Genomic DNA, 19,633 nt, shown 5'->3' with positions numbered 1-19,633 from the left:
TATAATTAAAATCAATAATAATTTATTGTAAAACAATAAATTATGTGTTAAAGTCATTTTATTATTAAATCAGTGAGGTGCTTTAAATGAATGTTAAACAACGTTCAACCACTTTCTTAAAGGTAATTATTTTTCTGATTGGAATTGCGATGCTTGTTTTATGTATCCATTGGTTGCCTGAGATAGCCATTAAAGATGCAAAGGTACATCCAGATACGGCTTATTTCCTAATCCCCTTTTTAGTATGTGCATATGGATTCTGTATTACGTTTTCTGTTGCGTTGTATCAAGCATTTAAACTACTAACCTATATCGAAAAAAACAATGCTTTCTCTGAATTATCCCTTAAGTCTTTGAAGGTTATAAAAAAATGTGCTTTTACAGTTATTTTCCTCATTCTGTTAGGAATAGTAAGCTTAAAGGTGCTTGCTAAAATCACAGGAGATGACCCAGCAGGTCCTATATCACTAAGTCTAATGGGTATTTTAGCAACAAGTATCATCGCAGCCATTGTGGATGCACTTCAAAAGCCATTAAATAATGTCCCAGATATTAAGTCAAAAAATGATTAACGGTTTGAGAAAATTTAATTAACGAGGTACTTTTTATGAAACAAGTTACGACACTCTTTTTAAAGCTAGCTGTTATTTTTATAGGAATCTCAGTTCTTGCATTGTGCATATTTTTAGTGCCCCATATGGCGAATTTCGCAGCAAAATTGTATCCAAATATTGCCCCAATGAAATATCTCGTTTTCATCGTGATGTATGGAGCGGCTGTGCCTTTTTACTTTGCTCTCTATCAGGCTTTCAATCTTTTACAGTATATTGACGAGAACACAGCGTTCTCGGAATTATCTGTAAAGGCGTTAAAGAACATAAAGTGCTGTGCGATTACAATCAGTGGTTTGTATGTATTAGGTTTGCCACTCTTTCATTTTATAGCGAAGAAAGTTGACCCTCCTATTGTATTAATGGGACTCATCATCATTTTTGCTTCGTTGGTTATCGCCGTTTTTGCTGCTATCCTCCAACGGCTTCTACAAGAAGCGATTAACATAAAATCAGAAAATGATTTAACGGTCTGAGGTGGAGGATATGGCAATTATTATTAATATTGATGTGATGTTAGCAAAACGAAAAATGAGCGTAACGGAGCTTTCTGAGAGGGTTGGAATTACTATGGCGAATCTTTCCATTCTGAAAAATGGGAAAGCAAAAGCGGTTCGTTTTTCAACATTAGAAGCGATATGTAAGACTTTGGATTGTCAGCCGGGTGATGTTTTGGAGTACAAAAGGGATGAGGACACTTAATAAAAACAGACAACAAATTTATTTAACTAACGGGAGTCGATAGAGAATTTAAGGGATAGCCATTAAGCTATCCCTTCTTTACGTTTATTGATGTTATTTACTTAGAGAATTTCATTGATATTAGTGACAAAAAACATGATGTGATTTGCAATATATGCACCTCAAAAGGGAACCCGTTACGAATATAGATGTCCCTTTCATTTATTTTAATTCTCCTACTTACTCATGGTGTTATACATCGTACTATGAATAATTTCAATCGTCCGCTTGCTGTAGCGGGCATATTGCTAGTATGTCCGGTCTTGTTGATGACGACGGCTTTTCAGATCGGGAGGTCTTTCAGCCGTTTGAAGAGATTAAGAGAGAAACATACCATGCCTTATTGGAAATGTAATAAGAAAGGGGGAAGGGCATGACACCAATCACAGACTACGAGCATTTAACAGACGCTGAAGGGGATCACAAGCATTTATCGTCACTACAGAGTAGTGATGATCGTGACCAGTACCGTTTGGGAAATGTTGTTGAAGTGAAGTCCAATCCGCAGTTGATGTGTATTGTATCAAAGGCCAACAGCGGCAATATGCAGCGAAAGGAGTGCAGTATTGATAAGTGATATTGAACATCTTTATTATTTCGAAAATGTGCATAAAGATATTATTCTGTCGTATAAATGATTAGAGTGGCGAATATTGTCGAGATTAAAGTAGCAACAAATAGAAAGGAAGAGGGTAAAATGAAATCTTTTACGATGTATATTGAAAAGCCCATGAGTTATCACGAACGGGTATTTCACACAGAAGGATATACAACGGACGACATTGACGCACTGGTGACACAGATGGTCAATAAGGGCTTTATTGAAGCGGATAATCCATATGCAAGGGAAATAGCGTGTGTGGCTGAAATGGCGAAAGCAAGGGCACGGTAGTACACAAGAGTGGGGGATAAAGTGGAATGAAAGTGAAAAAACAGCAGTGGGGGAAGACGATCAATGTCGATCTTGTGAAGGAGTTTGAAAAAAACGAATCAAGATAGATGAAGTGAGTGATATACCGGAAATGGCAGCACATGGTTCGTAATTGGAATGTGAAGAAAATATATGTGTACGGCGTTCTTTATGACAGCAAATCCGAAGCCGGTTACTACATGCGTCTTCTAGCAGATCAGACGGTTGAAAAAGTAGAAGTGCAACCGGTATTCGAAGTAATTCCTTCATACCCAGTTAAGTGCTATCGCTGTAACGGATCAGGCAAGCAGACAAGTCCGAAAACGGGCGGGCTATCAATTGTACTCTATGCTTCTGAAAAGGATTAAAAACGAAGGCAATGAAATACATAGCCGATTTTAAAGTGTATTACAAGGATAGTCTGCTAGAAATTGTTGATGTCAAAGGCAGACCTATTTCGCAGGATTTTTCAATGCAGCGTAAGTTATTAGAAAAGGCAATCGGACAGGAAGTAGCAGTCATGGAATATAGTCACGGTGAGTGGAGAGAAAACGCTGAAATCGTTCTTTAACTAAAAAGAAGCCGTAAAAAACGGCTTCCCAATAAAATTAATAGAATAGAAACTGTCCAGGCATCACTTGCAGAGTAGCATAGTTATACCCTCTAGGCATCATTTGCGGAGCAGCATAGTTATATCCTCTAGGCATCGTTTGTGGAGCGTTGTTCTCTCTTCTAGGCATTGTTTGTGGAGCGTTGTTCTCTCTTCTAGGCATCGTTTGTGGAGTGTTGTTTTCTCTCCTAGGCATCATTTGTGGAGCATTGTTCTCTTTTTCAGGCATCGTTTTGGGGGCACTGTTATGCCCTTCAAGCATCATGTAATGTTGTTCAAGCTTCGTTACGTAATAAAAGTGCTGTTGATAATAATGCATGTGCTTTTGAGGATCCACGTATTCGTATTTTTTTGCCAGCAGTCCATATAAGTTTGCTTTTGCTAAAAGGTCTTTTAACGTTTGATCCAATTTCATTAAAAATCCCCCTTTTTAAAGTTAATTCAATGAAGTATATGTTGCAAAGCTTATATGGTGCCGGGATGCGTCAAAAGCTCGGGGTGATAAAGAATATTGCGTCATTGCTCGAGGATCTGGTAGCTATGTAGATTACTATCCTAATCCGAAACTAGAAGGATTACTCAGTGCATTGGTTTGAGAATGTTCGACATGCTGAAAATTTACAGGCTACCGAATCGGGGAAATCGAAACGAAAGGCAGGAGAAAACCTCAGCAAACAGTAAATTGGAGAGAGGAGCCCCTTATCTATTTTCAGAATATGCGACAAAGATTCTGTGGCGTAATACACAGCCAATTTTAAAGTTTATTACAAGGGTGGCCGAACAGATATCTTAATAATGGAGTCGTTTTTCAGAAATCTTCATTCCGCTAAAGAACCTATTAGCACAATAAGAAAGATTCAATCGTATATCACATTTCTTTTCAAAATAGAGATTATCTTAATCCCTTTAAGAAAGATGTTTCAAAGCTTCTCGCTTGCTAAGCGGTTTTAATTGGTGTTGAGAGACAAAAGATTTTACGTTCACAGGGCGAGTTTTTGCATATTCACGTAATACCCAACCGATTGCCTTTTGGACAAAGAATTCATCGCTATTCGCTCTTTTTAAGATGTATCGGAATAGGCGTTCTTCATCTGTTTCATCTTTGTAATAAAGTTGATACAATATCGCGGCTCGTTGTAACCAAATATTCTCATCATCTATCCACTGTTCGGAATATTGAGGAATGAGTTTAGGGTACGTGGAAAACATATACCCCATGACATGAGGGGAGAGTACATCTACTGTATCCCACCATGACTTATTTATAATCAAATTGCCTAACCAAGGCATATCATCAGGACCAAGTTGCTTTTTTGTCTTTTCGAGAATGTCAAGTGCTGCTTTTTGGTATTCCCGTTCTGGGAGATCCCAAAGAATAAGAATGACATCTTTAAGTTTATCTTTTGGCGGTAATCCCTGATCTTTCAGAAACTGTTTAGTTAATGATCGTCGAATCGGAGTTCGTATACCCAAAAAATCAAATTGGTTTCTCAAATAATTTTTAGACCACTCAGCATATTTTATATCAGTGTGTTGGAGATACAGGTTAATTAGTTCTTGAATATAAAAATTCATAAAGTTCCTCCATAAATAAAGTAATAGGTGCTTTAACATGATAAGTAAATAAGCAACATCGTACTTTAAAGATGGCCAGGGATATGAGGGAGATCACAGTCATGGAATGGGATGGAGGCGACAGCAGGAAAATAGAAATGGGATTCTGATAGTGGGATAAAAAGGAAAAACACAATAGGTATTGCCAATTAAAAACTCGATGCGCTATTGTCATTATAATACAGAGATGAGTTGATTCAAAATTGGAAAAAGAGTAGGAAGCATTTGAAGTATAAATAGGACGATCAATATAAGAATAATTAAGCCTAAACAACCACAACCATATTCTGGGATAATGAAAAATAAAATTGCTAGAAGTATGAGACTAATAATTAAGTACAGCACAATGGATACTCCTTTTGAATTTCAAAGTGGATAGAATTAAATACGGTCGGTTTCCTTGTTTGGATACAAAAGTGGGAAGAGAAAAGATAGTTAGGGAAACCGACTTATAAACAAAGTCTAACCAATTCAGAAAAATATATACAAAAAAGCTGAGATTACTTCCAGCTATTTAGATGTATGAAATAAGGAGTATGAATCAAAAAAAGACTGAAAGTGCGAAAGGTAGGAATACCTGCTTTAATTGATTTACAAAAGAAAATCCCATTTAAGGAATTCGTACCAATCTATTAAGACTTTTGATTGTAAAATTCCATTAATTCATGAATAGAACTTACTATTCCTTCGAATTGAAATGTAAACAATGACAAAGTGGATAAAGAGAAAAAAATAACAGGAATTAGACGAAACCAATGCATTTTAGCCCCTCCGTTTCTAGGTGATGATAAAAATATAAACCTAAATTAGATGCTTATCAAGTTTAAAGCTAGCGACATCCAGTCTAGAAATTAATTTTAATTAACAGTCGACACAAACTGTTTATGGGGAATTGAAAATTAAAACATTATCTCACCAGTAAGCAGACCAAAGAAAAAGAATGCTGAAACAAAAGCTAAGAAAGAAAGTAATAGTTTGTTTCTTAATCGGATTGACTCTAGGCGGTTTTTAAGTTTATCCATCCAGCCAAAAGCTGACATAGCGAGCAAAATAGTTATTAACGTTTTAAGTATGCCGATAAGGCTAAACGGTTTATGAATGGATTCATCAAAGTAAAAATTGAGAGCAATAAGTGCATTGAATAATAGAAATTGATAAGCAAAAAACTTCAGGTAACGCATGTATAAATTACTCCTATTCTACAGATATCTTGTGTTTAAATTATAGTTTTTCTTGAAAAATAGCAAGTAGCTTATTGGTCAACAGTACGACAATGTTGAATATCAAAGGTTTTGTGTCTTTTCTTTGAGATGATGGTAAAATAAAAAAGATTGAAGTAACGAAAAAGATTTGTTGAAAAGGGATTAATAGCGGTACTGTTAAAAACCAATCCTAACATGGTAAAATGTATATAAATACCTTTGGAGGTGACTCAAATGAAATGGGAAGATGTATGCCAAGCGTTCCCAGAGCAATGGGTGTTGATTGAAGCTGTACAAGCTTATACGAATGAGAAAAGTGAACGCATTTTAGAAGAAATTACTCCTTTAAAGAAATTTTCCAATTCTCCCGATGCAATGAAAGCTTATCAAGAACTTCATCGTGGAAATCCCACTCGTGAACTATATGTTCTTCATACCAATCGTAAGAACCCCAATATCATTGAGAAAAAATGGGTAGGTGTAAGGCGGTAGTGAAAAGGTTAATAATTGAAGCTGGGCTATTACTTACTGATATGGAATTAACATTTAGAGGACAATCATTAGGGCTTAAGCGTGTTTTGGTTGACACAGGTTCAGGAGGCACAATTATTTCAACAGATTTAGCTGAATCGATAGGGATTATTGCTGAAGAAGATGACATGATATATCGCATTAGTGGAGTTGGAGGTTCAGAATTTGTCTTTTCTAAAAGGGTTGATTCAATCAAAATTGGAGAAACAGAGACAAAAGATTTTCCGTTAGAAGTTGGGGCAATGAATTATGGTTTTGATTTAGACGGGATTATTGGACTGGATTTTTTACAGCAAACGAAAGCAATAATTAACATAGACAAACTAACAATAGAATTCAATTGAAAGACAAGTATAGATGATTATTCTGTACTTGTCTTTTATTTTACATGTGCCCACTAACTTAAATGGTAACTAAGTGGAGTTAATATCCTTTTCTGAACACGACCAATTCTGAAAGGAAAAGGATGTTTGCTACTTTTTGCGTTATTTTGCACCATAGAAAGAGGCTCATGTTGATCTCGTCGATCATCACAAGCCTCTTTCTTGTTTATTTATTGTACAATAGTTGACCGAAACTGTTAGGGGGTGAAAAAGATGTAGGTTGTTTGAAAAAATGTAAACAATGAATATTGGCCGTTTGAAAAAGAAAAAACCGTTCGGAATTTCCGTACGGTAAGAAAAAACGATGGATTGATAGTAAACTCAAAAAATTCAAAGTGCTGTTTTCACGCCAAAACCTACTAAAATTATGCTAGTTAACTTTTGAAAAGCCTTAAGGAATTCAGAATTTTGTAACCACTTTTTTGCATAATCTATTAAATAAATAAGGATTAGAAACCAGCTTACTGCGAGTATGGTAGCAATTAATCCTAATACAATCAGTTGCTGATTTACATTTCCGTTTAAATCGATAAATTGAGGCATTATAGTGATATAAACCAAACCAGCCTTCGGATTAAGAATATTATTAAATAACGCTTGCATAAAGGAATCTTTATTATACTGATTTGAAGATTTCGTTAAGGAAGGAGGTGTATTTGCTTGAATTTGCTCTAAAGAAAGCACACTTTTAGCAAAAAAACCTCTTACACCTAAATAAATCAAGTATGCGGCTCCCAAATATTTGATTGTACTGAAAAGAACCGCTGATTGTGCGATGACAATTGATAATCCAAGAAGAGAAATAAGTGTCCAAAAAGAAAGTCCTACTGCCATACCGAGTATCGTATAACGTCCAGCTGTTGTTCCGTGAGCAAGAGTATTCTTCACAAGAAGTATTGTATCTGCTCCAGGCAAGAGAGCCATCATCATGATTATTGTAATGTATGCACCAAGGTTATCCATAATATTACTTCCTTTAAAAATGACTTTATTGTATTAGTCTATACTGTTTTAGTCAAAATTGGAATGCCTAATTGATACGCAGTACGACAATAATGCTGAAGATGGTGATTTGATTACAGATTTAATAGGTACAATGTTCCCAAGGAAAGCCTTTTTGATTATAGTAGATATTTTAATCTATCAATAATTGTGATATACTTATCAATAATTGTGATATACTTATAAAAAGTTTGATACACTTATAAATAATTTGGTACACTGAGATAAGGTTATAGTACATTAAGATAAGTTTATAATTGATACAGAAAAGGTGTGTTCCTAGGTCGCGTCTTGGCTTGGTGTGATGCCTAAGCAGGAGCGCCTACATCCTCTTTCTGCAAATTCTACGGTATAAGGATGGTAAATATGAGCAACAGAGAAACTAAAACAGACGTCATCTTAATTGGTGCCGGAATCATGAGTGCGACTTTAGGGACACTTCTGAAAGAATTAGTACCGGACTGGAATATTACAGTATTGGAGAAGCTCTCAAACGCAGGAGAGGAAAGCTCTAACGAATGGAATAATGCGGGCACGGGGCATGCGGCACTGTGCGAGCTGAACTATACGGTCGAAAAACCGGATGGATCGGTAGACATTAGTAAAGCGATCAATATTAATGAACAGTTTCAGATTTCAATGCAATTTTGGTCTTATCTTGTAAACAACAAGCTGATACACAATCCACAAGACTTTATCATGCCGTTGCCTCATATGAGTTTAGTAGAAGGGGAACAAAATGTAACGTTTTTAAAGAAACGTTTTGAAGCACTGTCAAACAATCCCCTATTCCAAGGGATGGAATTTTCCGGTGATCCAAAAAAATTGATGGAATGGATGCCGCTTATTATGCAAGGCCGCACATCGAATGAACCGATAGCAGCAACAAAAATCGACTCTGGAACGGATGTCAATTTTGGCGCTTTAACGCGCATGTTGTTTGACCACTTAGAGAACCAAAATGTCGATATAAACTACAACCATAGTGTTAATGATATTAAACGTACTAGCGACGGCTTGTGGGAATTGAAAGTGCGGAATCTCGATAGCGGCACTGTCGAACGCCATACTGCAAAATTCGTCTTTATCGGGGGCGGGGGAGGAAGCCTGCATTTACTGCAAAAATCCGGTATACCTGAAGGGAAACATATTGGCGGATTCCCGGTAAGTGGAATATTTATGGTGTGTAATAATCCGGATGTTGTAGCGCAGCATCATGCAAAAGTATACGGAAAAGCAAAGGTTGGTGCTCCTCCAATGTCTGTTCCGCATCTTGACACACGATTTATCGACAATAAAAAATCGTTGCTATTTGGACCGTTTGCAGGCTTCTCACCAAAGTTTTTAAAAACTGGTTCAATGTTTGATTTGGTCACGTCCGTAAAACCAGATAATCTCTTAACGATGTTGTCGGCAGGTGCAAAAAACATGTCATTGACAGACTACTTGGTCCGACAAGTGATGCTATCAAAAGAACAGCGCATGGAAGAGTTACGAGAGTTTATCCCGAACGCCAAAGCTGAGGATTGGGATTTTGTCGTAGCGGGCCAACGTGTGCAAGTGATCAAAGATACTGAAGCTGGCGGTAAAGGAACGCTTCAATTTGGTACGGAAGTTGTTAGTGCCGCTGATGGCTCCATTGCAGCATTACTAGGTGCTTCTCCAGGTGCTTCTACTGCTGTTCATGTTATGCTTGAGGTACTTGAAAAATGCTTCCCGCAACATATGAAAGAGTGGGAGCCGAAAATTAAAGAAATGATTCCTTCTAATGGCATGTCACTAATGGAAAATCCAGAGCTTCTGTACGAAATTCATACATCAACAGCAGAGACGCTTTGTCTAAGCGAAAAAGAGCTAGTTTATAGTTAATTCTTTGGATATAGAAACAAAGGTATTTAATGAAAAAGTTTAAGCAACATTTTTTAACAATGGACAATCGTTTCTATCATGAAGAGGTTGGGAATAATAGGATGTCATGAAAAATGAAACATAGAATCTTTGATCTATCTATAGATTGAAGGTTCTTTTTTTGGGGAAATTTTCATTTAAAGAGGCTGCGGAGAACCTTATTATCGGAGAGCATTAAAGAAAAAATCAGAGCAATAAAAGGGCCGCTGCTCAAGTGTAACAAAAAGAGCTAGACGGTGAACCTTTAGAATAGGTATAATTAGTGGATAAATAATCTGAAAAAGGCAAACTTCTCCGAAAGGGAAGGACGCAAAGCCGTGAGCCTAACCGCTGTTTAAAGCGCATGGTTGTCAGGTTGCCAGGTGCTTGTTCTGTGCGCCATGGCTTACAGAATGGGGGGACTTTGTAGAATGAGAAATTTGTTGATGACGGTCATTTTGCTTATCACATTTGTTTCAGGGGAGGCCGATTTTAAGGTGGAAGCATCTACAACTCAAGATCGGGCAACGTGGCTTTGGAATCCATGGATGATTGTCAGTGACGAAGCGGGTACGATAGATTTTCTTGAAAGCAAACAATTAAACAAGGTATACGTACAGATTGATTACGACATTTCTTTAAATGTGTATCGGAGCTTTATTGAGAAAGCTTCTGTAAGAGGAATAGAAGTTTATGCTTTGGATGGTGCGCCTGACTGGGTAGCGCCAAAAGGATATAAGAGCCAGAATCAATTGATGAACTGGCTGTATAACTATCAAAAGGGATCGACAGTTATACAAAAGTTTGCCGGTGTGCATTTGGACATAGAACCCTATTTATATAGCGGATGGAAAACGAAGCAAGCAGAAACGATCAAATCCTATCAAGCACTGTTAGTCAAAGCAAAAAACAGTACAACTGCTTTAAATCTTTCGCTTGAGGTAGACTTGCCATTTTGGTTTGATGAAATCTCATTTAAAAATACTTATGGCAATGGTCTACTTGCTGAGTGGGTGATTGCGAAAACAAACAGTGTAACCATTATGGCGTACCGAGATTCTGCATCAATGATTATTGATCTTGTCAGAGAGGAAGTAGCTTGGGCTGGGCAATATGGGAAGTCGCTAGTGGTTGGGGTAGAAACAGGACAGACAAGTGAAGGAAATAGCATCTCCTTTTTTGAAGAAGGCGAGTCTTACATGAATCAGCAGCTTACAACCTTACAGACATACTATGCTAATACTCCAGGATTTAATGGGACGGCGGTTCACCATGTCGGAAGCTGGATGACATTGAAACCTTAAAAAGAGAATAAATTTTCTAGCAGTAATGACCATATTATTGGGATCTACTGCTATTTTATATGTTTTTTTGTCGTTTAATTCAAATGATTACAGGTTTACCGTAAAAAGGGAATACTTTATTTTTAACGCAGATAGCCCTTAAGTATTCTTTTTTGCTTATTATCAAGCAAATATCTGGAAAAATTGATTTTTGTAAAAAAATACTTAATACAAGAGCTCCCTCGATTGAAAGTTGATTAACTGTAAACAACCTTCAATCGAGGGAGCTTTGTTCTCATAGTTCATGCCTATTAATAAAGTAGTTTTGTCTGAAGAATATCTAGAGCGCGGTCAATATCCTCTAAATCTTCTTTTGAAGCATTTTGTATTCGGTTTAGGAAGCGACATTCTATAGAGGAAAAGGCTTCGTTCATCATGGTTTCACCTTCTTTGGAGAGACGAATATATTGTTTTCGTCGATCTTCGGTATCATTTAATTTTTCGATTAAATTTTTTTCACTTAATTTTTTTAACTCACGACTCGTATTCGGCATAGATATATGCTGACAATCACTAATTTCACTAGGGGTAACAGGCTGACTAACGGTTATATACTCCAGAATGCTATATTGAACTGGCGTTATCGAATCTGATTTGACGTTTTGTGTTAATTCGTGTGTCGTACGATGTACAGATGTTGTAAATGACACAAATTTATCAAAAAGAGCTTTTTTGTCCATAACTCTCACCTCTTAGTGACAAGATAACAAAATTATTATCAGAATACAATTATCATTTGACAATAAAAAGCCGGGAGTGCTATTGTTTACTTATCAAATGATAAGTAATGGGGTGCGTTATGAAAATGCTAGTTATTTACACATATCCTAATCACAAAAGTTTAAGTTATGCATTTTTACAAAAAGTGATCAAAGGAAGTAAGGAAAATCCTAACATAAAGGAGTTACAGGTCTTAGATTTATATGGTGAAGACTTTAATCCACTCCTAGTGTTTAATGAGCATAAACGAAGACGTGATATGCATCAAGATCCTCACTTTGAAAAATATAGAAAACAAATCACTTGGGCTGACAAGATTGTTTTTGTCTATCCAATCTGGTGGGGAAGACCTCCCGCAATGCTTATGGGATACATTGATCAATTATTTGCTGCAAATTTTGCCTATAGGGATAACAAGGGACTTCTACCAGAAGGGCTTTTGAAAGGAAAGTCTGTTGTATGTGTGTCCACCATGAAAGGGCCTACAAATTATCCTCTTCTCTGGTTGAATAATGCGCATAAAATATTGATGAAAAGAGCCTTATTTCATTTTGTAGGAATCAAAAAAGTGAAGTTTTTTGAATTTGGTAATATGGAAAGTCCAAAGGGAAAACAAATAAAAAAATTAGAAAAAGTTTATCGTTATTTCAAAAAAGTAGACCGTTAAGAAAAACATTTTCATCTTATTCAGATTAAACTTTGGGTTTCTTCTCTATTTTAGGTCAAGTGTACGTAACCTTAGTTTTTCTGTCTATATAAGTGTAGAAGGTCTAGGGATAAGTTCCATAAATATTAATTGAAGTAAAACTATAAAATATATCATCAAAGTGTTAAAGTATTAAATTAATGGGCATTTGCTTAAAAAAGGCTGGTTTGTTGTATTGCTGGAGATACGATTGTAAGGACTATTCTCGGTGATACTGTTATATTTAACATTAAGGATTGAAATTTGAAGGGCTTTAGAGAATGTACTTTGACTGCTATGCAAATCGTCAATATTTTAGGAGGTTTCACGATGAGTATGAGTAATGATGATGTATTAATCAGATTAAGATATGCTTTGGATATAAAAAATACAGATATGGTAGAGATATTTAAACTTGGTGGCATTGAAGTAACAAAAGAAGAAGTGCTCAAGATGCTTACAAAATCAAAAAACAGTTACGGAAATGAAGCGGATAATGATAGTGATTTAGCAGAAAATGAAGATGAAGTAAAATGTAGCAAGACGATGTTAGAGTCGTTTTTAAATGGCTTTATTACGTTTAAAAGAGGGAAACAAGAGCCAAAACCAGGGCAGCTTGATAAACAACCAATGGCTTCAAAGAGTCAAGAAAGTGTAAATAACCTCATTTTAAAGAAATTAAAAATAGCATTAGCGTTAACAAGTGAGGATATGCTTGATATATTGGAAGAAGTAGGAGTCATTGTAACAAAAGGTGAATTAAGTGCGTTATTAAGAAAAGAAGGCCATAAAAATTACAAAGAGTGCGGGGATAGATACGCAAGGAATTTCTTAAAAGGGTTAGCTGTAAAATATAGAGGATAAAAGATTATTAACTACCCATATATATGGATTATAAATGGTGAAATATGCCGAGCAAACTTTGTCATTTCTAGTTTTGAAACAATGTATTTTTTCTTAGCCAAACATTATGTATAGTCGTAATGCAAAAATAACATTAACGGATACTCTAGGTGATTAAATGATACATACATACTCAGGCGAGACAATTAGTTTTAATATAAATTACAAAAAGCGGACATCCATAGGCATTTATATAGATCTTTATGGCCATGTTGAAGTCCAGGCTCCTAAAGGGACACCTGTTGAATGCATGCTTCCATTATTAGAGGAAAAATGGGAATGGATTCAGCAAAACTCAAAAGAAATGAAAGATAGAATGCTCGGGCCAAAGGAAAAGGTCTATGATCATGGTGAAAGCTTTCTTTATTTAGGAGATGAATATCCTATACAGATTTCTCAAGATATAAATATCAAGAAAGATCATGTCGTGTTTGAAGGGGATAAGTTGCATATATACGTGAAACAATTTGAGGATGAAAAAATAAAAAAAGCCTTAAAACGATTTTATTCTCGGCAGTGTAAAGCGTTAGTAGAGAAGCGAATTCAGATCTATCAAAGCAACTTTAAAATAAAACCACGGTCTATCCGTATTTCTGATAGTAACCGTACCTGGGGAACCTGTGATTCAAATCTGCAGTTAACATTTAATTGGAAGTTGGCAATGGCCCCACTGAAGGTGATCGACTACGTAGTCGTTCATGAAATGTGTCATATGGTCCATCTAAATCACGATCGCTCTTTTTGGCGCCTTGTTGGAAAAATAATGCCCGATTATAAGGAACTGGAAAACTGGTTAGCATTATCAAGTTGGAAAATGACTGTTTAACAGTTGGCATCATTGTAAACATTGCTATTGCACTACATAAGTAAGCTTAAATCTTTATTAAATTAAAATGACATTGTAAAGGCTCAATACCGACGCCTGCGCCCCCTATATTAGGAAGCCGAATAGAGGGCTTTAACAAGATTGTGAAGAAAGAGTGTTGAGTTATAGAAAAGAGCTCGTACCTGCTAAAAGCTCATGCATAGTATGCTATAATTCAGTTGGATGAAAACCAATTAAAAACTTTTTGGTGCTGACTAAAGCAGGTGGACACATGATGAAGAAATATATTAGGACATATTGTTGTCCGGTAACTTTGACGAATAAGGCGAGGGACAAAATGCGGGAGCTCGGGCTGGATGAGCGCTCGTTTTTTTCGTTGGAGAAATCGTTTCACGTTTATATAGAAAAGTATCCGCAGGCGGCGGATCGCCTTCTTTCGGTCGCATTATTCTTTGACAATAAGGCGAATGCGCACATGGCCGATAAGTACAATGGGCTTGTGATCGTTATGCATTGTGTGGTGGAGAAGGACCGGTTCATTGCAACGAATGTGACGACGAGAGTGGCGCATACATCAGTGCAGACGAATTGGCGCCGTCCGGTGGATCTAACGTTTGATTTGAACGTAAAGCGGGGGATGCCGGTCCCGCTTGATGTACTGAGCTTGATTCACGAAATGCCGGTTGCGCAGGAAAGTTCAGTGTATGTGAAAAAGCGTATTGCGAGCTGGGAAGGCTATTTGAAAATCCAGGAGCGGCATGCGGATATTCCAGACATGGCGTCGCGCTATTCGGGGCTTACATTCAATGGTGATTTCAGCCGGGTGACGATTACGGGCTGCCAGCTAGGTGAAAAGGAATGGAAGTCACTCAAAGATTTGAGCGTCAAACTCAAGGGGATTGATAAAGATATCGGGAAGGTACTGAAAGCGAATCGTTCCGCTCGCACGGTTGAAGTGGAACTCCACGGTTATATGGAGGAAGAGGCCAGGCAGCAGCGGCTCCATATGAATCAAAAAGAAGTCGTCTTCAGCAATTTTGCGACAGTGAGCCAGGTGAAAAGACTGCGGCAAGGGTTTAAGCATTTAGAAAACGGCCTGGCTGCGAATCCGGAGCTTGAACGCCTTTTATTTGAAAACAAGCCGCCGGTCCGAGCGCCAAAAAGGCAAGCTAGATTACAATTTCACAATCACTTGAACGAGTTCCAGCAGGAAGCGGTCATAGGTGCTATGTCTGCGGAAGACTTATACGTCATTCAAGGACCGCCTGGAACTGGAAAAACAACGGTCATTTCTGAAATTTGCCTGCAAAATGCGAAGGTGGGGCTGCGTACATTGGTCGCTTCGCAGTCGAATTTGGCGGTCGACAATGCCCTTGGACGATTGTTAGCGAATAAAGACATTCGCATTCTTCGGGTAGGGCGCACAGAAAGCATTGAAGAAGAAGGCAAGAAATTCATTGAAGAAAATGTGGGACAGTATTGGAAAGACCAGACGCAGCAAGAAGTCTTTGCTCAGTTTGAAGCGTGCAAAAAACGGAAAACAGAACTGGAAGCAGAATGGGCTTTGAATGAAAAAGAGCAGGAGCAACTTCAGCCAGTGCTTGCTCAAGCAGAAAGGGCACTGGAAGTTAAAAAAGTAGCGCAAAAAGAGTTTGATGAAGGCCAATCGTTTATTGAGGAACAGAAAAAGGATGTGCCGGTAGCTGAACAGAAACAGAGGGCTGCTAGGCAACAAGTACAGGAAGCAGAGCAGGCGCTTCGCTCACTGGAAACGTCTATTGAACAGGATGAAACGTTTCTTCGTGATGAGTCGGATAAAGGGGCTCTGCAAAAAGAATGGGAGTCTGCCCAGCAATTGATGCAACGGCTGCACCGTGTGATAGCCTGCGATGAACTTCAAGAAGAAATCAATCGAAAAAAACAAAACATCGATCAAGCGGCGGGCGAATGTGAGAAGCGGGCTACTGAGATCAATCAGACGGACGTTGCTTCTGCAAAAATAGCGGCTGTTAAACGAATCGACGGCCTGAAATGGATCTTGCTTGAACATTATATAGAACGATCTCTACGAGCCGAGCAGCTGCTGGCTGAGCTGGACTGCATTCGCGGAGAATTGAATCAGTTCACGAAATTAAAAGCGTATAATGACCAATTAAACCGCGCAATTTCATACGTCGAGCAGCTTTTCATTCGGCAACGTGTATCAATTGATCAGTTGAAGCAGCGTGCCGGGAATGGGGCGTCATCTTATAGGGCTGATGAAATCGATCATTTTTTGGATGAATTGAGGAAGGCAGTAAAGCAAAATCCCAATATAGATGTGAGGACGCTAGGGGACTATCTTGAAGGGTTATACCGCCGGCGGCACTTCGTGTGGCAGAAGGCGAAAAGGTTAAAATCGTATGATCATTATAAAGAAACCGCGATTGAAACATTTCGCTTGCTGAAGCAGGAAATGATTCACCTGCTGCAGCAAAAGCAGCAGATGAATAAAGTGTCATGCCAAAAATTCTTGCAAGTGCTGGAAGAGCAGCGTGCTGAGCTCCGTTCGCTTCAAAGTAAGCATCAGCAGATGGCGGCGTTACAGGAATGGATCGCTAACGCAAAAGAGGCTCTCCAGCAAAACGAGAAAAAAGCTCTTCATTTGCAAAAAAAGAAAGAACAGTACGAACAAGTGGAGCGGCGCATTGAAACAAATCGTATTGAACGATTAGAAAAAGCTGCTCAGCTGAAGGGGGCTGAACAAAAGCTTGCTCAATTGGAGACTCATCTAAAGGAACTGCGTGACACAATAAGCCGAAAAGAAGAAGAACTGGCACCTTTACATGTAATCCTCTCTACACAAGCGGAACGAGAACATGAAAGGGTGTTAAAGCACCTGGCGAGTCTATCCTTTACACGGGAGTCGTTAAAGCAGGAAAAGCAGAAACTCCCACTGTTCCAGTCGGTTCAAGAAAAGTGGCTGTCACTGCTGGAAAAAGCAAGTGATCACGACTTGGATGAAATCCGAAAATTATATGTGAAGCATGCGAATGTGATCGGAACGACGTGCGTGGCATCTGCGCGAAAAGATTTTCTCGACAATTATCCTGTTTTTGATGTGGTGATCATCGATGAAGTGTCAAAAGCGACCCCACCGGAGCTGCTTTTGCCGATGTTGAAAGGGAAAAAAATCATTTTAGTCGGCGACCACCACCAGCTGCCGCCTCTTATAGGAAATGATACGCTGGAAGAGACGCTGCAGGAAATGGCGGACGAAAGTGAAGACTTTGAAGGAAAAGTGGAATTAAAGAAGCTGTTAAAAGAATCGCTGTTTGAACGGTTGTTTAAAAACTTGCCGAAAAGCAATAAAACGATGCTTGCGATCCAGTATCGGATGCATGAAAACATTATGGCAGCCATTACGCCGTTTTATGAGCAGGAAAGTGACCGACTCCAATGCGGCTTGACCGATTCTGATTTGGAACGGGATCACTTGCTGGAATCACCGCTCATACAGCGGGACAATCATCTATTATGGGTGGATATGCCGAACGAGCCCGCGTTTTTCGAAGAAAGAATGAAAGGTGGAAAAAGCCTGTATAACCCGGCTGAATTGAGGAGGACGGGTGCTTTGCTGAAGGAATTGGATGAAGCGGCCGCACAGGCGAAGCAAGCTGGAAGAATGAAAGCTGATGAGAAAAAAAGCATTGGTGTAATCAGTTTTTACGGGGAACAAGTGAAAAGGATTGACCGCTTGATTCATCAGGAGCTTCGCTTGCGTCACTTGACTATTCGCACCGGGACAGTGGACCGGTTTCAAGGTATGGAAATGGATGTCATTCTGTTAAGCATGGTGCGCAATCACCATAATAAACAGGATGACATCGGCTTCGCCAAAGACTACCGCCGGCTGAATGTCGCCCTATCGAGAGCGAGAGAGCTACTCGTTTTAATCGGCAGTACAAAGATGTTTACTGAGCGGACGAAACAAGCGGACACAAGAAACATGTATACGCACGTATTAGAAGCAGCCAAAAAACAACATGGGCTGCGAACGCTTGAAGAGGTGACGCAGCATGAATAAGTTGAAAAAACGTTTACGTGCCACTTTGCTTGAGAACCCAGCTGTCCAAATCAAGGAGTCAGTTATGTGGAATTTGCCAGTCGTGACATTTGATGTGGCATTCAAGCGGGTAAAGCGGTCTAAAATGGATATTCTCATGAAAATGTTGCTGCTCGCTTTTGAGCAGGCCAATATCCGGCGGGCGGCCAATTTGTCCGAAATGCTGCTAGTAGAGGAGCTGTTCATTGTAGATTTAATCGAAAAAATGCAGCGAATGGGCTTAATCCATCTGGAGAAAGAAGGATATAAGTTAACGCAGAAAGGACATGAGCAGCTGAAGACAGGCATCATTGACGAAGAAATGGAAGAAGAGTGGACAGTGCTTTTTTACAGCCCAAGTCATGATAAATTTTGGCCGGCGATGACCGAACCTGTGCCCGTAACGGAAGAAGAACTGTCGCTTTATCGGTATGTGAATAATCAGGATCTTATCAATGTGGATCGAATGTTAAAGATTCTTGCTGAGAGAGAAAATCGGATGGAGGAAAACGGCTTTCAAACGGTAGTGGATGATGTAAAGAGCTTCAATCAACGGATGGTCCAACATGCTCCATGTTTGGAGTTTCGAATGTACAACAAAGAACAGGACATTTTCTACGCGCGCGTCTGGAATACGTGGCTCGAACGCTGGGATGATGCGCTCGAAAAACAAATAGAAGAGCAAGAACGGTTGGAATGGCGAGAAAAATGGACGGCAACAGCCGAATTTTCTGAGTAAATATGCAAGGTTCATTCTTTGATTTGCGGCTCGCCTTTTTTTATCCCGCATTAACGGGCAGTAAGACCCCCGCTTCAAGCCGTCGAAAAGAAAAGGAGGACAAGCGGGGGATCAACTGCCCGTAAAAGCCCGATTGGTTCAACTAACATTCAGTGGGGGATGAAGAAAACCCCCACTGAATGAAGTTTCACTTTATCGAAAATAGGCGAGAATCCCCCATCTTCAAATACGAGAAGGCTGTAGCCCAGTAGTAAGTGGGGGATGAATCGTCTTCGAACAAAGGATCGCTTTAGCGGTCTCGATTGTCCGACTGTTCGAGCGCATAATGAATAAGGTAGTGAATCCCTTCTTTTCTTTAAACTCATCAATCCATTTCAATTTAATAAACTTAAAGGTCAAGTTGAATACGTTGACTCAATCATTAATGGTGGTGCTTTATTGTTTCACATCCGGACAATAATGCGCCGCTGCATACGCAGGTCTCTTTTTTCTACAAAAAATCCGAAAGCAACCCAATACAAACACGTCATACACATCCGTTTTAGGCGGCAGCATATCAGCTGTCGCTTATTTTGTCGGGGAGTGAACCATTTGATTAAGGTGTTTGCAATCATGATGATGAGATTGGCTTTCGTGAGCTGATGAAAAAACAGCGATCATTTTTGCCGTCGTCGTGACCGTGCAGCTGGACAATATAAGCGGTACAGGTGGCCAGTTTATGTGTAACATAATGATTATGTTTTTAATCGGAGGGCATACATTTATAGAAAACGTTGGCCACCTCGGCTTGAAAGTACTGAAGCAACTTAGTTCTTTTTTTATGCAATAGAAAGAGGAGAATG

The 19,633-nt window shown here is 38.8% G+C and carries 23 protein-coding genes and 1 riboswitch; of the genes, 17 read left to right on the top strand and 6 right to left on the bottom strand.

Annotated elements, in window-relative coordinates; genetic code table 11:
• Positions 1–86 precede the first annotated feature (86 nt).
• The 7 genes from BLL40_RS09375 (at position 87) to BLL40_RS18020 (ending at position 2,833) form a co-directional block, all read left to right on the top strand.
• Positions 87–572: a DUF2975 domain-containing protein gene (locus BLL40_RS09375; RefSeq protein ID WP_073711637.1), complete on the top strand. Its 486-nt coding sequence runs from the start codon at positions 87–89 to the stop codon at positions 570–572.
• 35 nt (positions 573–607) lie between these two features.
• Complete coding sequence (locus BLL40_RS09370) at positions 608–1,087, top strand: DUF2975 domain-containing protein (protein ID WP_073711636.1); 480 nt, start codon at positions 608–610, stop codon at positions 1,085–1,087.
• A 10-nt stretch (positions 1,088–1,097) separates the two neighbouring features.
• The gene (locus BLL40_RS09365; protein WP_073711635.1) at positions 1,098–1,313 is read left to right on the top strand and encodes a helix-turn-helix domain-containing protein; all 216 of its coding nucleotides are present in this window, start codon (positions 1,098–1,100) and stop codon (positions 1,311–1,313) included.
• A 412-nt stretch (positions 1,314–1,725) separates the two neighbouring features.
• Positions 1,726–1,929, top strand: coding sequence for a hypothetical protein (locus tag BLL40_RS09360; protein ID WP_073711634.1), 204 nt, complete (start codon positions 1,726–1,728; stop codon positions 1,927–1,929).
• A gap of 120 nt (positions 1,930–2,049) precedes the next feature.
• The gene (locus tag BLL40_RS09355; RefSeq protein ID WP_073711633.1) at positions 2,050–2,244 is read left to right on the top strand and encodes a hypothetical protein; all 195 of its coding nucleotides are present in this window, start codon (positions 2,050–2,052) and stop codon (positions 2,242–2,244) included.
• 140 nt (positions 2,245–2,384) lie between these two features.
• Positions 2,385–2,630, top strand: a complete 246-nt coding sequence (locus tag BLL40_RS18025; protein ID WP_281247250.1) for a DUF1064 domain-containing protein — start codon at positions 2,385–2,387, stop codon at positions 2,628–2,630.
• An 11-nt stretch (positions 2,631–2,641) separates the two neighbouring features.
• The gene (locus BLL40_RS18020) at positions 2,642–2,833 is read left to right on the top strand and encodes a DUF1064 domain-containing protein (protein WP_281247249.1); all 192 of its coding nucleotides are present in this window, start codon (positions 2,642–2,644) and stop codon (positions 2,831–2,833) included.
• A 37-nt stretch (positions 2,834–2,870) separates the two neighbouring features.
• Here the strand turns inward: BLL40_RS18020 and BLL40_RS09345 are convergent, their stop codons facing one another.
• The 4 genes from BLL40_RS09345 to BLL40_RS09335 all read right to left on the bottom strand — a co-directional run bounded on the left by BLL40_RS09345 (position 2,871) and on the right by BLL40_RS09335 (position 5,667).
• Positions 2,871–3,287 carry a hypothetical protein gene (locus tag BLL40_RS09345; RefSeq protein ID WP_073711632.1) on the bottom strand — a complete coding sequence of 139 codons (417 nt, stop codon included), beginning with the start codon at positions 3,285–3,287 and terminating at the stop codon, positions 2,871–2,873.
• Between the two features lie 491 nt (positions 3,288–3,778).
• The gene (locus tag BLL40_RS09340) at positions 3,779–4,447 is read right to left on the bottom strand and encodes a DNA alkylation repair protein (RefSeq protein WP_073711631.1); all 669 of its coding nucleotides are present in this window, start codon (positions 4,445–4,447) and stop codon (positions 3,779–3,781) included.
• Between the two features lie 671 nt (positions 4,448–5,118).
• The gene (locus BLL40_RS18015) at positions 5,119–5,247 is read right to left on the bottom strand and encodes a hypothetical protein (protein ID WP_281247248.1); all 129 of its coding nucleotides are present in this window, start codon (positions 5,245–5,247) and stop codon (positions 5,119–5,121) included.
• Between the two features lie 138 nt (positions 5,248–5,385).
• Positions 5,386–5,667: a hypothetical protein gene (locus BLL40_RS09335; RefSeq protein WP_073711630.1), complete on the bottom strand. Its 282-nt coding sequence runs from the start codon at positions 5,665–5,667 to the stop codon at positions 5,386–5,388.
• 255 nt (positions 5,668–5,922) lie between these two features.
• Here BLL40_RS09335 and BLL40_RS09330 point away from each other — a divergent pair, with 255 nt between their 5' ends.
• Positions 5,923–6,180: a hypothetical protein gene (locus BLL40_RS09330; protein ID WP_073711629.1), complete on the top strand. Its 258-nt coding sequence runs from the start codon at positions 5,923–5,925 to the stop codon at positions 6,178–6,180.
• Positions 6,180–6,563: a retropepsin-like aspartic protease gene (locus tag BLL40_RS09325; RefSeq protein WP_159434216.1), complete on the top strand. Its 384-nt coding sequence runs from the start codon at positions 6,180–6,182 to the stop codon at positions 6,561–6,563. Before BLL40_RS09330 ends, BLL40_RS09325 begins: the two co-directional genes overlap by 1 nt.
• Positions 6,564–6,932: 369 nt before the next feature.
• On the opposite strand, the gene BLL40_RS09320 is transcribed toward BLL40_RS09325, so the two are convergent.
• A complete protein-coding gene (locus tag BLL40_RS09320; protein WP_073711628.1) occupies positions 6,933–7,565 on the bottom strand; it encodes a LysE family transporter in 633 nt (210 codons plus the stop codon).
• A 405-nt stretch (positions 7,566–7,970) separates the two neighbouring features.
• Between BLL40_RS09320 and BLL40_RS09315 the strand changes: the two genes are divergently transcribed.
• Positions 7,971–9,473: a malate:quinone oxidoreductase gene (locus BLL40_RS09315; RefSeq protein ID WP_073711627.1), complete on the top strand. Its 1,503-nt coding sequence runs from the start codon at positions 7,971–7,973 to the stop codon at positions 9,471–9,473.
• Between the two features lie 312 nt (positions 9,474–9,785).
• Positions 9,786–9,875, top strand: a riboswitch (cyclic di-GMP riboswitch).
• Positions 9,876–9,922: 47 nt separating this feature from the next.
• Entirely contained in the window at positions 9,923–10,795 is an 873-nt protein-coding gene (locus BLL40_RS09310; RefSeq protein WP_073711626.1) for an amidase, read from the top strand.
• Between the two features lie 290 nt (positions 10,796–11,085).
• On the opposite strand, the gene BLL40_RS09305 is transcribed toward BLL40_RS09310, so the two are convergent.
• Complete coding sequence (locus BLL40_RS09305) at positions 11,086–11,514, bottom strand: MarR family winged helix-turn-helix transcriptional regulator (protein WP_073711625.1); 429 nt, start codon at positions 11,512–11,514, stop codon at positions 11,086–11,088.
• A gap of 119 nt (positions 11,515–11,633) precedes the next feature.
• On the opposite strand from BLL40_RS09305, the gene BLL40_RS09300 reads away from it, so the two are divergent.
• The 6 genes from BLL40_RS09300 (at position 11,634) to BLL40_RS09275 (ending at position 19,620) form a co-directional block, all read left to right on the top strand.
• The gene (locus BLL40_RS09300) at positions 11,634–12,221 is read left to right on the top strand and encodes an NAD(P)H-dependent oxidoreductase (protein ID WP_073711624.1); all 588 of its coding nucleotides are present in this window, start codon (positions 11,634–11,636) and stop codon (positions 12,219–12,221) included.
• 348 nt (positions 12,222–12,569) lie between these two features.
• Positions 12,570–13,103: a YehS family protein gene (locus tag BLL40_RS09295; RefSeq protein ID WP_073711623.1), complete on the top strand. Its 534-nt coding sequence runs from the start codon at positions 12,570–12,572 to the stop codon at positions 13,101–13,103.
• A gap of 157 nt (positions 13,104–13,260) precedes the next feature.
• A complete protein-coding gene (locus BLL40_RS09290; protein ID WP_073711622.1) occupies positions 13,261–13,968 on the top strand; it encodes a M48 family metallopeptidase in 708 nt (235 codons plus the stop codon).
• 271 nt (positions 13,969–14,239) lie between these two features.
• The gene (locus tag BLL40_RS09285; protein WP_245797923.1) at positions 14,240–18,034 is read left to right on the top strand and encodes a DEAD/DEAH box helicase; all 3,795 of its coding nucleotides are present in this window, start codon (positions 14,240–14,242) and stop codon (positions 18,032–18,034) included.
• A complete protein-coding gene (locus BLL40_RS09280) occupies positions 18,027–18,791 on the top strand; it encodes a hypothetical protein (protein WP_073711620.1) in 765 nt (254 codons plus the stop codon). Before BLL40_RS09285 ends, BLL40_RS09280 begins: the two co-directional genes overlap by 8 nt.
• 655 nt (positions 18,792–19,446) lie before the next feature.
• On the top strand, positions 19,447–19,620 hold the full coding sequence (locus BLL40_RS09275) for a phage holin family protein (RefSeq protein WP_083566456.1): 174 nt from the start codon (positions 19,447–19,449) through the stop codon (positions 19,618–19,620).
• Positions 19,621–19,633: the final 13 nt, after the last annotated feature.

The organism is Domibacillus mangrovi (assembly GCF_001906925.1).
Lineage (GTDB): Bacteria > Bacillota > Bacilli > Bacillales > Domibacillaceae > Domibacillus > Domibacillus mangrovi.
This window is presented reverse-complemented; position numbering and strand designations above follow the sequence as displayed.